The organism is uncultured Paraglaciecola sp. (genome assembly GCF_937123705.1).
In the GTDB taxonomy this organism is placed as follows: Bacteria; Pseudomonadota; Gammaproteobacteria; order Enterobacterales; family Alteromonadaceae; genus Paraglaciecola.
Window position 1 is genome coordinate 1 of record NZ_CAKZKO010000139.1, and the last position, 12,833, is coordinate 12,833.

At 41.8% G+C, this 12,833-nt stretch carries 12 protein-coding genes; 9 read left to right on the forward strand and 3 right to left on the reverse strand.

Features of this window, described 5'->3' with window-relative positions; genetic code table 11:
- Positions 1-27: 27 nt before the first annotated feature.
- From atpG to Q0688_RS18455, 3 genes are all read left to right on the forward strand, one after another.
- Positions 28-888, forward strand: a complete 861-nt coding sequence (gene atpG, locus Q0688_RS18445; protein ID WP_299080469.1) for a F0F1 ATP synthase subunit gamma — start codon at positions 28-30, stop codon at positions 886-888.
- Between the two features lie 31 nt (positions 889-919).
- Complete coding sequence (atpD, locus tag Q0688_RS18450) at positions 920-2,305, forward strand: F0F1 ATP synthase subunit beta (protein ID WP_299080473.1); 1,386 nt, start codon at positions 920-922, stop codon at positions 2,303-2,305.
- Positions 2,306-2,429: 124 nt separating this feature from the next.
- Positions 2,430-2,843: a F0F1 ATP synthase subunit epsilon gene (locus Q0688_RS18455; RefSeq protein ID WP_299080478.1), complete on the forward strand. Its 414-nt coding sequence runs from the start codon at positions 2,430-2,432 to the stop codon at positions 2,841-2,843.
- Between the two features lie 70 nt (positions 2,844-2,913).
- On the opposite strand, the gene Q0688_RS18460 is transcribed toward Q0688_RS18455, so the two are convergent.
- Positions 2,914-3,930, reverse strand: coding sequence for a hypothetical protein (locus Q0688_RS18460; RefSeq protein WP_299080481.1), 1,017 nt, complete (start codon positions 3,928-3,930; stop codon positions 2,914-2,916).
- Between the two features lie 68 nt (positions 3,931-3,998).
- Here Q0688_RS18460 and Q0688_RS18465 point away from each other — a divergent pair, with 68 nt between their 5' ends.
- The 6 genes from Q0688_RS18465 (at position 3,999) to Q0688_RS18490 (ending at position 9,469) form a co-directional block, all read left to right on the forward strand.
- On the forward strand, positions 3,999-4,979 hold the full coding sequence (locus Q0688_RS18465; RefSeq protein ID WP_299080484.1) for a transposase: 981 nt from the start codon (positions 3,999-4,001) through the stop codon (positions 4,977-4,979).
- A gap of 287 nt (positions 4,980-5,266) precedes the next feature.
- Positions 5,267-5,602: an ERCC4 domain-containing protein gene (locus Q0688_RS18470; protein WP_299080487.1), complete on the forward strand. Its 336-nt coding sequence runs from the start codon at positions 5,267-5,269 to the stop codon at positions 5,600-5,602.
- Between the two features lie 308 nt (positions 5,603-5,910).
- On the forward strand, positions 5,911-6,714 hold the full coding sequence (locus Q0688_RS18475; RefSeq protein WP_299080490.1) for a hypothetical protein: 804 nt from the start codon (positions 5,911-5,913) through the stop codon (positions 6,712-6,714).
- Positions 6,715-6,728: 14 nt separating this feature from the next.
- Complete coding sequence (locus Q0688_RS18480; RefSeq protein ID WP_299080494.1) at positions 6,729-7,286, forward strand: GGDEF domain-containing protein; 558 nt, start codon at positions 6,729-6,731, stop codon at positions 7,284-7,286.
- A 243-nt stretch (positions 7,287-7,529) separates the two neighbouring features.
- A complete protein-coding gene (locus tag Q0688_RS18485; protein ID WP_299080497.1) occupies positions 7,530-8,543 on the forward strand; it encodes an SGNH/GDSL hydrolase family protein in 1,014 nt (337 codons plus the stop codon).
- Between the two features lie 122 nt (positions 8,544-8,665).
- Positions 8,666-9,469 carry a hypothetical protein gene (locus Q0688_RS18490; RefSeq protein ID WP_299080500.1) on the forward strand — a complete coding sequence of 268 codons (804 nt, stop codon included), beginning with the start codon at positions 8,666-8,668 and terminating at the stop codon, positions 9,467-9,469.
- A gap of 145 nt (positions 9,470-9,614) precedes the next feature.
- Here Q0688_RS18490 and Q0688_RS18495 read toward each other — a convergent pair whose 3' ends face one another.
- Positions 9,615-11,309 (reverse strand): amidohydrolase, encoded by a 1,695-nt coding sequence (locus Q0688_RS18495; RefSeq protein WP_299080503.1) that lies wholly within the window; start codon positions 11,307-11,309, stop codon positions 9,615-9,617.
- Positions 11,310-11,328: 19 nt separating this feature from the next.
- Positions 11,329-12,552, reverse strand: coding sequence for a lytic murein transglycosylase (locus tag Q0688_RS18500; protein WP_299080506.1), 1,224 nt, complete (start codon positions 12,550-12,552; stop codon positions 11,329-11,331).
- Positions 12,553-12,833 lie beyond the last annotated feature (281 nt).

Below are 12,833 nucleotides of genomic sequence, written 5' to 3' on the forward strand. Positions count from 1 at the left end.
TATGTTGAATAATCGGAGATAGAGTTTATGGCTAGCGGTAAAGAGATAAAAGGTAAGATCGGCAGTATTAAAAATACGCAGAAGATCACCAGCGCTATGGAAATGGTTGCAGCGTCTAAAATGAAAAAGGCGCAAGATCGTATGGCTTCAAGCCGTCCATATGCTGAGAATATTCGAAATGTGATCGGTCACCTGGCAAACGCTAACCTTGAATATCGTCATCCATATTTGGACGACCGCGAAGTAAAACGCGTGGGCTATATTGTGATTTCTACTGACCGTGGATTATGTGGTGGATTAAACACCAATGAATTCAAAAAGGTGGTCAAAGAAGCACAAAAATGGCAAGAACAAGGTGTCGAAACAGACTTTGCAGCGCTAGGCGCTAAGTCTGTTGCATTCTTCAATCGTTTTGGTGGCAGTGTATTGGCCGCTGAATCTGGTTTAGGTGATGCGCCTACAGTCAATGAAATTATTGGCTTGGTACGTATTATGTTGGATGCATTTAACGATGGCAAAATAGACCGTTTATATTTGGTATTTAATAAGTTTGTAAATACCATGGCGCAAGAGCCGCAGATCGATCAATTGTTGCCTTTGCCAAAATCTGAAGAAAAAGAATTACAACACCGTTGGGACTACATATACGAACCAGATCCTAAGCCTATCTTAGATATGCTTTTGGTACGTTTTATAGAGTCTCAAGTATACCAAGGTGTCGTTGAAAATGGCGCGTCTGAGCAAGCCGCTCGTATGGTTGCAATGAAAGCAGCAACTGATAACGCGGGTGACTTAATAGATGATTTACAACTGGTATACAACAAAGCTCGTCAGGCTGCAATCACACAAGAAATTAGTGAGATTGTGAGTGGCGCGGCAGCGGTGTAGGCAAAGGTTTTAGAATTTAAGAGGAATTAACATGAGTCAAGGTAAGGTCGTCCAAATAATTGGCGCCGTAGTGGATATTGAGTTTCCACAAGATTCGGTTCCAAAAGTATATGACGCATTACGAGTTGCCGAAGGTAACTTGAAGGGTCTGACCCTAGAAGTGCAGCAGCAACTTGGTGGTGGCATAGTGCGTACAATCGCATTGGGTACTACTGACGGTTTGCGCCGAGGCTTAACAGTTGAAAATACTGGTGAAGCTATTCAGGTTCCAGTTGGTACAGCCACGCTTGGTCGTATCATGGATGTATTGGGTAACCCAATCGATGAAGCAGGTCCCATTGGTGAAGAAGAGCGTATGTCTATTCACCGTGAAGCCCCTTCTTATGAAGATCAATCAAGTTCAGTTGAACTGCTAGAAACAGGCATCAAAGTTATCGACTTAGTTTGCCCGTTCGCTAAAGGTGGTAAAGTTGGATTGTTCGGTGGAGCCGGTGTTGGTAAAACTGTAAACATGATGGAATTGATTCGTAACATCGCTATCGAGCACAGCGGCTACTCAGTATTTGCTGGTGTAGGTGAGCGTACTCGTGAAGGTAACGATTTCTATCACGAAATGAACGATTCAAACGTACTAGATAAAGTATCGCTAGTTTACGGCCAAATGAACGAGCCTCCTGGAAACCGTTTACGTGTTGCCTTGACTGGTTTGACTATGGCGGAGAAATTCCGTGATGAAGGTCGTGACGTATTGTTCTTCGTAGATAACATTTACCGTTATACCCTAGCCGGTACAGAAGTATCTGCACTACTAGGTCGTATGCCGTCAGCTGTAGGTTATCAGCCTACCCTAGCTGAAGAAATGGGTGTACTACAAGAGCGTATCGCGTCAACCAAAACTGGTTCAATCACTTCAATCCAAGCGGTATATGTACCTGCGGATGATTTGACCGATCCATCACCAGCCACCACCTTTGCTCACTTAGATGCAACTGTTGTATTGTCTCGTGATATCGCGTCTTTGGGTATTTACCCAGCGGTTGACCCACTTGATTCTACGTCACGTCAACTTGACCCATTAGTGGTTGGTCAAGAGCACTATGACACGGCTAACGGTGTGCAAACTACGTTACAACGTTATAAAGAGTTAAAAGATATCATTGCTATCTTAGGTATGGACGAATTATCTGAAGAAGATAAACAAACTGTATCTCGTGCTCGTAAAATTCAGCGTTTCTTGTCACAACCTTTCTTCGTAGCAGAAGTATTTACTGGTTCACCTGGTAAATATGTATCTTTGAAAGACACTATCAGTGGATTTAAAGGCATTTTGGAAGGGGAATTTGATCATCTTCCAGAGCAAGCTTTCTACATGGTTGGTTCTATCGAAGAAGCAAGCGAGAAAGCGAAAAACATGTAATTTTCGGCCCATTTAGCTCGGCCTCTTGGTCGGAAGTGCTCAGGTATAGTTATACATTGCGCGCTTCCTCCTAGACTCCAAACTAAATGCGCTCCGAAAACCAGTTTTTTCTTAGGAGGTTTTTATGGCAATGACAGTACATCTAGACGTAGTAAGTGCCGAAGTCAGTATTTTTTCTGGTTTGGTCGAAGCTATTCAGGTGACAGGTAGTGAAGGTGAACTTGGGATACACCCAGGCCACGCACCTTTATTAACTACGCTTTTACCTGGGATGGTACGTCTTGTTAAGCAACACGGTGATGAAGAAACAATCTACATCAACGGTGGCGTGCTTGAAATACAACCTGGTACAGTGACTGTATTGGCCGATACTGCTATTCGTGCAGAAGACTTAGACGAACAAGCAGCCTTAGAAGCGAAGAAACGCGCTGAAGAGCATATCGCCAACCAAGGTGCCGATTTTGATTACGCCGAAGCAGCCGCCGAGCTAGCCGAAGCCATTGCCCAGTTAAGGTTAATCCAAAAACTGCGTAAGTAAATCAAAATTAAATCATTAAAAAAACCAGCTTGATTGTAACGTCACGCTGGTTTTTTTGTTTTTATATTAGTTACTTGTCTAGCACTTGGCTTTGAATATAACTTTGCCATTGCTTGAGTGAGGGTAAATTAATATCACTCGGTAAGCCATCATTGTGTAATTCAATAACATTTCGCTTTGCTAAGTTTAAAGATTGAATACTTTCAGCAAAATGTTCCAAAAATAAAGTACGCATACCGCCATCACTTAGCACTTTAAGTAAACCCTTTTCAACTTGTTGGGCCAATTCCTCGGACTGGTAAGAAACGAAGTAATATACCGGTAGTGGATAATACAAGGCTAACCTTTGTCCGATAGCCAATGACGGAAATTGCTCAACATTTTCACGGTAATCACTCAATACTTCGTGTAAACCTCGGGGGAAATAATCACCGCGGTTACGCTCAATCATCGAGTATGCCAATTGCCGATTACTGGTAATAAAAGTAGGTATCTTATTGTTTTCAAGCACCTGAGTGTCAGCCCAACCATTGACAAAAATAGCGTTTAATCGTCGGAGCTCTTTGATGCTAGAAATACCAGTAAATTTGCTCTGATTTTTGTTATTAATCAAAAAAACACGGTAGCCCAGAGCACCAAAATAAATGGGAATTTGAATGGCCCTTAATCTATCCATTCTTTGCTTTGTTACGGCTAAAGCAGTTATATCAATAAATTTACTCTTAGCAATAAGTCTAACTTGGCGCTCTTTTGACTGCACCAAATCTTGGTTATATATAAATTGATACTGATCTCGCCAATCACTTGCGCTTAATGCTAAATCTAATAATTGGCGAACATAGGAATTTTCCTCACTGCCAACCCTTATAGTCCTACTCTGGCCATAACACCTGGGTATAAAAACTAAGCAGAAAAATACCAAAATCCATGGCAGGCTAAAGAGATGTGTGTAAAAAATATTATGTTTTAGGGAAAACGTTTGAGTCAAGACGCCCACAAACCTTACTAATTTAGAGCAAAAAACAATCATAACTGTATATTTAAAAAAGTTACACTCATAGGTTACTCTTTTTATATAGACACCCAAAACAAAAATGGCAATTTAACTAAACTGGACTAATCTTTGATAAGGAAACAAATCAAAGGATTGATGTCATGGCTCAACCTCGTAGTTCTCAAATTAGTTTGTCGGATACTCCTTATTACCATTGTGTTTCGCGCTGTGTTAGGCGCTCTTTCTTGTGCGGGATTGATAATTATTCAGGTCAAAGTTATGAGCATCGTCGTGGATGGGTGGAACAGCGCTTATTGTTTTTGTCTTCTGTGTTTGCCATTGATATATGTGCTTATGCGGTGATGAGTAATCATGTGCATGTGGTGTTACATGTGGATGTAGAGCAGGCGCAGTCTTGGAATGATAATGATGTACTGAGCCGCTGGCATCTCGTGCATAAAGGCACCTTACTCACTCAGATGTTTTTGAAAGGTGATGCCTTAAGCCAAGCGCAACTTCTAACGTTAGATGACACCATAGCCGAATATCGCAAACGCCTATATGATATTAGCTGGCTGATGCGGGACCTAAATGAATACATCGCACGAGAGGCTAACAAAGAAGATGACTGCACCGGAAGGTTTTGGGAAGGACGGTTTAAATCCCAAGCGCTGTTAGATGAATCAGCCCTGCTGGCCTGCATGGCCTATGTGGACTTAAACCCTATCAGAGCTAAAGTAGCCGATACCCCTGATACTTCAAAACACACCAGTATTCACACCCGTTTAGCAGCGATACCACACGCCCACACTCAACACTCGCTCATGCCATTTGTCGGCAATCCCAAGCAAAACATGCCAAAAGGCATCGCTTTTTCTCTCAAAGACTATTGTGAGCTAGTGGATACCACAGGCCGAATTATCAGAGGTAACAAAACAGGCCACATAGACCATCAACAGCCACCCATATTGCAACGATTAGGGTTATCAGATGAACAGTGGCTCACCCTTACCACCGAATTTGAACAGCACTTTTGTTATGCCGCTGGGGCAGAAATGCTGATGAATAAGTTTAAACGCCATACTGGCCATCAACGAATACGGGGTATGGGTAAAGCGAAAAGTCTACTGCACTGCGCTTAATCCTTTAAAACAAGTAAAACGAAACAATTTACAGAGTAGTTACGCCTGGAAAATGCAAAAACAACCTAAATCCAATCATATAAGCAATACAAAGCTCACCTCCTAAGACCCAAACGACACCAGTCACTGATTCTGCATAAAACGCTTTGCTATTTTTGTTAAGTTTTTATTATGGGTGGCTAGTTAAAAGGATGATGCGGTTTAGAGGTGAGATTTATTATAAGAGCCTCACTTTGTTGGTTTGTGCTACTTTTTAATATTATTCCATGGAAGGTGAGTGAATTTAAATGCTACATATTCAAGCAGACGACAGAGAAAGTACCAGTGGGATATTGGGTTTGTTACAAGATCATCCCCAAGTTGCCCTCGAAATTAAACGTATGGCTTATGGCGATTACCTTATTAATAACTGGCTAATAGTTGAGCGCAAACAAGTTAAGGATTTATTGGTTTCAATTATTGATGGTCGTTTGTTTCAACAAGCTAATAGAATGTGTCAATCGCCCTATCAATCCCTGTTGATAATTGAAGGGCAAGGATGCGATGTTCAAAATTCTAGAATGGACAGACGAGCGATATTGGGTGCTTTGACATGTATAATACCATTCTCCATAAATAAGTGACCACTCAGCGAGATTTTAAAATGGCTTAATCAAGGCGCTTGAATAAAGTAATAGTTATTCTATTGCGAATTCGAGCAACGCAGAGTAAGCCCTTTTAAAACTCGCCCTAAAGGGAAAGCCCCAGCCACTCTTGCGCTGCGTACTCACTATTTGAAAGGGATTGACCATTCCTGCATAGTGACCTTACGCAAAAATGGCTGGGACTTTCTGAGTGGTCACTTATTTATGGAGAATGGTATAAATTTAAGTTAATGTATTCCGCTACGTATTATTTTAAATAATGGATGTTAGCCCTGCTAAATAAATGGATGCAAATACTTAAAAAATTCACTAATCCTTGGTTTACTTCTGAAAATGTCATGTCACTTTCCGCTCCTTTAATAGGAATGTGTGTTGTCTTTAGTTGTCTAGCATTACTTGGCTACCTTTGCGGTATTGAATTGCTTTATCGGCCATTAGGTTATGACGAAGCCACTCATCCGTTAACGGCTATTAGTATTTTCCTTATTGCGCTTGCTATGTGGTTTGGGAGAAAGTCACCCACCTCATTCTCTCCTTATATAATGGCACTTGTTGCGGCTCTTATTGTTGGCTTTAGGCTGATAGATTTTTACTTTTCCTTGACACTGTCAGAAATTTTCACACCTTTTAAAGCACAAGTTGCGGCCGATATACAATCCGGCAAAAGCAATGCTATGGGTGTGAATACGGCCGTGATGCTATTTATTATGGCTGCGGCAGTTGTGTTCAAACAAGCTAATAAGCTGGTTGTTTCACAACTGCTTGCTTTTATTAGTTTAGCCATACCTGTCACTTCTTTAACCGGTTACGCGTACAACATTAGTGCTTTTTATGGTCAAATGTCTGAGCCCACTAGTATTTTTGGTTGTGCGCTTGGAATTTCAATACTCGCTGCAACGGCTAATGCCGGTGGACTAAAAGCAATTCTAAGCACACATTCTGGTGGCACTATTGCTCGCGTGCAAGCCTTGGCTTGCTACTTAATCCCGCTTCTTTTGGGTTTTTTAGTCATTAAATCTTTTAATACCACGGCCCAACAAGCGTATTTAGTTTTTATGTGGTGGCAGTTTGTTGGTTTATTATCTTCATAATCACTGTTTCGGCCATGATGCATGAGGCAATTGAGCAAAAGCATCAAGAAGCCAAGGCTTTATTAGAAGAAGCGGCAATGACAGATCAACTAACGTCTTTACCTAATAGACGTAAGCTTATGGAAAGGAGTGAGTTTGAATTCGCGCGCATTCAGCGCACCCAAGTTCCCATGTGGCTGCTACTAATTGACCTAGATTATTTCAAAAAAATTAATGATACCGCAGGGCACTTAATCGGCGACAAAGTGTTAGTAGCTGTGGGTAAGGTAATAAAAGACACTACCCGTACCACCGATATTACCGGTAGGTTTGGTGGTGAAGAGTTTGCAATAATATTAACCGATACCACCAAAGAGGGGGCGCTGCGAGTTTCAGAAACCTTACTAGAAAGGATTGCCGCCATGGACGTAATTGGTTGGACAGATACCCATGGGGCCATTACCGCTTCAATTGGAATTGCTTCATCACAAGATGTTGCTAGCCTCAACCAGCTATTTGATAATGCCGATAAGGCGCTTTACCGCTCTAAATCTAAAGGGCGAAATTGCGCAGTTTTTGCAGAATTGAGTTAGCCAACCATAGTATTTCTTTATCTATTTAAATTTCAGCCGGTTATTTTTCTCAACTCACATTATTCTCTGTCATAAAATTGATACGTGAAGGCACAAGAGTGTCAATTTTTTTTACATTTAAGATAACTCTACATCCCACAAAAACCATAAGTCATTAATATTATTAACAAAAAAATAACTGGCACGATTTTAGCTTTGATTCAATAAACAAATCAATAACACTAATATAAATTGGGGAAATGTATGAAAATAACTACTATTTATAAAAAAACAGCGGCTTTGGTACTAGGTGCATCTATTGCATTAAGTAGTACTGTGGCTACTGCTGGCATCGAGTATTCTGATATATATGTTTTTGGCGATAGTTTGTCTGATACGGGTAACATTAAAGATTCCGCAGGGTTTCTTGATTTTTTTGTCAAGAATACTGTTGGCTACGGTGACAATGGCCGTTTTTCAAATGGTGATGTATGGCATGAATACTTATCTGCAGATTTGGGACTAAATTCAACGCCAATTTCTCGTGACGGTGGCAACAACTACGCTTATGGCGGTGCATTATCTTCTGGTAGTCAAGGTTTAGAAGATTTATTTATAGAAGGTATGGATGCGCAAGTTAACCAATATATTTCAAAATCATCAAATACCGCTGATACAGATGCGTTATATATCACTTGGATAGGTGGCAACGACGTACGTGGTCTAGTTGGTCAAGCAAATCCGCTTGCTGGTATAGAACAAGCTCTTGATACTATGGCTGCATCTTTAACGCAACTACTTGAAAGTGGAGTAAGCACATTATTGGTACCTAACTTACCTGATCTTGGCGCTATTCCAGAGTTTGCGAATACAGTCAACAGTGCTCAGGCTCATGACTTGACGGTTGCATGGAATGAAGGCTTAGAAAGTCGTTTAATGAAGCTAAACCTTCTATCGAATGCCGATCTCTATTATTTTGATGTGTTCACTACCTTCAATGAGTTGCTGGCCAATCCTGCAGATTTTGGGTTTACCAATACCAGTGACCAATGCCGTAGTTCAAATTTCTTCGGAGAAAGAGCCTGTTCTGGGGCTGATGGGTATGCGTTTTGGGATGAAATTCACCCAACTACTGCCGCTCACAATTTACTAGCCGATTATGCTTTTGACTTATTAGAAAGCAATAATGTTGTAGTACCAGCTCCTAACGCTGTTGTTTTAATCATCTCTGGTTTATTGATGATAGGTGTACAACGTAAAAAGTTTCGCAAAAACTAATTGTGGCTTCGTTTATGCTGCATTAAACAATTAAAGCTGTAAAACTATTTGGGGATGCATATTTGCATCCCTTTTTTATTTTATGTCACAATGCATTTAAGCTTATTTAAGGTACTGATTTTATGATGATTTTTCGTTTGTTGTTAGTGATATTACTATTCGTTTCGTATTCTAGCTTTGGCCAAGTGGCCACTACCGTGCTTGATATGCAGCTACAAGGAAAAAATCAGCAAGATTATTCGTTATTTTTAAGCCAAAATCATGTTGCAAATATCAACAAGCAGCAACAACTTCAAGAGCTGTACGACCGTTCTAGCAAAACCTTATATATTCTTGATCATAAACAGCAACAATATCGCAGCTTTAGCACAGCAAAAGCCAAGCGCTATGCCGACGGTATACAGGCTATGTTTGCTGATTTTGAAAAGAAAATCGGCCAGCTACCCAAGGACCAACGTGCAAAACAAATCGCAAGGTTAAACAAGCTATTTAACGGCGGCAAAAATACTCCCCCCGTGAAAAGTCAATATAGCGCCACTAAGCAACAACAAGAGTTAGCAGGCGTAGGATGTGAGTTGTACGAGATATACGAGCAAGAAGCATTAAAAGGGCAAACTTGTGTGGCCGAGCCAAACGCTATTATAAATGGAACGGGGTTATTAGAAATGTTGCAAACCATGGATAGCATTTACACTCTAATTGTTGACTCAGTTCAGGGAAAACTTCACCTTAATTTACCTAATAACCCTATGGCACCACTGGCGAAGCTGGGAAAAATTCCCCTTAGCATTGAGCGCCATTCTTCGGGTTTATCAATGCAGCTAGTGTCCGTCACACAATCAACAGTCGATGAGGACTTTTTTAGCTTACCATCAGGCTTTACAGAAGTTAAAGACGATATGAATAAGCAGCCCGCTAGCCGCTAGAGGCATTTTTAGAAAGCGTGGAAAAGGCGTTTATTTATTTGGGAAACAGCCAATTCCAGAATCCATTCCACGCTTGTATTATTAAATAACCAATAAGAATAGCGCCAAGCATCTGGCCTATCACTTCAATAATTAATGCCACTTGTCACCTTTCTTGGGTGGATTTTATAAACTTCGCTTTACCCGCCACCCAGGTTTCTAGCACTTGAATAGCGGTTAAGTGTTCAGTCGGCGTTTCTAACGGGTTACTAGAAAGGCGCACAAAATCGGCGTATTTACCCTGCTCGATGCTGCCTATTTTGTTATCAAGCCCTAACTGCCATGCACCATTATAGGTTAGGGCTTTAAGACCTTGTTGCTTGCTAATACTTTGAGAGGCGCCTAACACTAAACCCTGATTACTTTTGCGGGTAATGGCCGTTTGCATTAGATGAAATGGCGCCGCAGGAAACATAGGCCCGTCTGCATGTAATGTGGGGTGCATATCCAAATCAAAGGCATCTTTTACGCGTAGTACACTTTGGGCTCTTTCTGGACCTATAAGTCCGCCAGATAAAGCATCACCATAATAATAAATGTGGTTGATGTGAAAACTCGGGGTCATGCCGATTTTGGCCATTTGTTGTAAGCTTTGCGTCGAAATAAGTAAGCCGTGCTCTATCCTATGTCTTTGCTGTTTAAATTGAGCACTTTGAAAACTGCTCATAACGTCTGCTACTTGCTGACTAGACAGATCGCCTTGGCTATGGATCGCCAGTTGCCACCCTTTTTGGCTGTACTTTTCAATCTCTGATAAAAATGCGCTTTTTGATAATCTCGATGCCCCTGCATCATCTGGTTTTAAGCCCAAAGATGTGGTTAGCTCGCTGCTAGTATAGTGCTCAGCAAGCTGCATAGAGCCGGTATAAGGCGAGCCATCGTGCCACAGTTTTACCCCTAAAATAGCGAAGAAGTCATCACCATTATCTGGCTGCTCGGGAAGGGATGCAATTTCATCTGTGGTCAAATAGAAAAATTGCCGTATTTTGTAATCAAATGACTCTAGCGCCGCATACTTGGCTATCCACTTAGGTACATTTATACCTAAGGAGGCAACTGTGGTGAAGCCCGCAGCCAGATACCCATCTAACACGGTTTCGTAATTGCTGATAAGCCTAAGGGGCGACTTTAATTCTTGTAAAAAAGGCGCGGCCGCCTCGGATTCGGCGATAAAGCCTGTTAGTTCGCCCTTGTCATTTTTTTGATAATAACTGCCATGGCCGGGATCAGGTGTAGCTGCTGTTACATTGACTGCGGCAAAGGCACGAGAATTTGCCCAAAAAGAGTGCATGGTTTGAGAAACCAGAACTAATGGATTGTTGGGCGAAATCTTGTCAAGATCCCTTTTGGTAGGCAATTGCATATCGGGAAATAAGATAGGATCAATGCCCATCGCAAACACCCAATCACCTTCTGGTTTATTGCTAATTTGTTGCTGTAAAAATTGCCACATTTGCGCCGCCGATTGATGGCTAAAGCCACTAATATCAATTGTGCTGGCAAATATTGCTTCTAAGGTTGGATGTTCATGAACCCCAACAAAACCTGGGATTAAGGTGTCACCTGCTAGGTCAATGGTTTTAGTCGTATCGGCCGCTAAGGCCAATATTTCTTCGCTACTACCCAATTGGCTAATTTTGCCATCTTTAATGGCCATCGCTTCATAAACAATATTATCTTCATCAAGGCTAATCACCACACCGTTGTATAACACAGTGTTTGGGCTGGTGTTTTTTGAACAGCTTGGCAGTAATAGTAGCATTGCCACCCATACAACCGACTTAAAAAAGAGTGCTTTCATACTGCTACCTTTAGGTTATCTATTTTACTGATATTTTTGCGGCTGCAATGGTTTCTGTGGATGGGTAACCATCTGCAATTAACCCCACAGATTGTTGAAATGCCCGCACCCCTTTACGAGTGGCAGGACCTAAAATGCCGTCAGCTTCACCCACATCAAAGCCTAATTGATTCAGAGCTACTTGAAACTGCTGCATCTCGACTACCTTATACTTAGGTAGGTCAGGTAAGGGTTTTGAAAGCGCCCCTTGGCCTCTTATTCGGTCGGCCAAATGACCCACTGCAAGACCATAATATTCGGAGTTGTTCCAACGTAATATCACCTCAAAATTACCATAAACCAAAAAGGCCGAACCTGTGTGTCCAGTAGGAATAAGCAATGCGGCGCTTAAATCACTATTATCTAAGGCTTTATTATCAACTTGGGTTACACCCTGCTGTGCCCAAAACGCCAAAGTTTGGGGTGAAGATTTACCCGCTAATTGATAATTAAAACCTTGGGGTAAAAGGACTTCCCTGCCCCATCGGTAACCGGCTTTCCAGCCCAAATTTTGTAAAAAGTGGGCTGCCGAAGCCAGTGCATCATGTTCATTATTCCACAAATCAATCTTGCCATCGCCATCGCCATCTATGGCATATTTCATGTAGGCCGTTGGCATAAATTGGGTGTGCCCCATAGCCCCTGCCCAAGAGCCAACCATATGCTTAGGATCGAGGTTTTCGCGCTCTAGCAACAACAGGGCTTGCATCAGTTCTTCAGAGAAATACGCGCTTCTACGCTGGTCACAAGCCAGGGTTGTTAAAGCTGCAATAGTGGGGATTTTGCCCTTTATCCCTCCAAAGTTTGTTTCAAGCCCCCAGAACGCCAATAAATAGTGGGCAGGAACCCCATATTGGCGAGTCAGTTTTTCTAAAAACTTTCTATGCTTGGCTAATTTTTCGCGGCCTTTATTAATTCGCCAGTTGGTCACTCGCTGAGAAAAATAACCACTAAAAGTCTGCACAAATTCTGGCTGACTACGGTCGTAGTCCAAGATTTTTGGTAACGGCTTTATTTGTCCTAAGATAGCTGTAGTAGTGTGCTCAGAGACGCCCGCGCTGCGAGCTTGCTGCTGCAGGCGCTCAATACACTGTTGGAAGCTTGGCAGCTCTGGGGCTTGGTTTGCTTGGCTGGAGGCTGAAAAAAATACCGATGTGAGCGCGGCAGCAATTAAAATAGGTTTAAACGATGCAAAAGAAATCAAAATCACTCTATCCAAAAATATCAAAAAACGGGTTTGTTAGCTCATGCTAACCGACTTAGTCCATTTCCTTAAGCAAATTTAGCCATCCCCAGTCAATTTGCCATAATATTCCTAGAGTCGGTCGGATGAACCCGCCATATTTTGCCAATTTCGATGGCTTTTCTCTGTGCATTCTATGGTTTATTTTTTGCTTTTAATGGCTGTGGCGGGGTTGTTAAAGACAAGAGATTCCCGATAAAAGCACTCGGGAATGACTGGCAGTGGAAGCACTGGAGAATGAC

Excerpts from the sequence above, each read along its gene's own strand:
- atpG (WP_299080469.1), top strand. The coding sequence starts at position 28 with ATGGCTAGCGGTAAAGAGATAAAAGGTAAGATCGGCAGTATTAAAAAT.
- atpD (WP_299080473.1), top strand. The coding sequence starts at position 920 with ATGAGTCAAGGTAAGGTCGTCCAAATAATTGGCGCCGTAGTGGATATT.
- Q0688_RS18455 (WP_299080478.1), top strand. The coding sequence starts at position 2,430 with ATGGCAATGACAGTACATCTAGACGTAGTAAGTGCCGAAGTCAGTATT.
- Q0688_RS18465 (WP_299080484.1), top strand. The coding sequence starts at position 3,999 with ATGGCTCAACCTCGTAGTTCTCAAATTAGTTTGTCGGATACTCCTTAT.
- Q0688_RS18470 (WP_299080487.1), top strand. The coding sequence starts at position 5,267 with ATGCTACATATTCAAGCAGACGACAGAGAAAGTACCAGTGGGATATTG.
- Q0688_RS18475 (WP_299080490.1), top strand. The coding sequence starts at position 5,911 with ATGCAAATACTTAAAAAATTCACTAATCCTTGGTTTACTTCTGAAAAT.
- Q0688_RS18480 (WP_299080494.1), top strand. The coding sequence starts at position 6,729 with ATGATGCATGAGGCAATTGAGCAAAAGCATCAAGAAGCCAAGGCTTTA.
- Q0688_RS18485 (WP_299080497.1), top strand. The coding sequence starts at position 7,530 with ATGAAAATAACTACTATTTATAAAAAAACAGCGGCTTTGGTACTAGGT.
- Q0688_RS18490 (WP_299080500.1), top strand. The coding sequence starts at position 8,666 with ATGATGATTTTTCGTTTGTTGTTAGTGATATTACTATTCGTTTCGTAT.
- Q0688_RS18495 (WP_299080503.1), bottom strand. The coding sequence starts at position 11,309 with ATGAAAGCACTCTTTTTTAAGTCGGTTGTATGGGTGGCAATGCTACTA.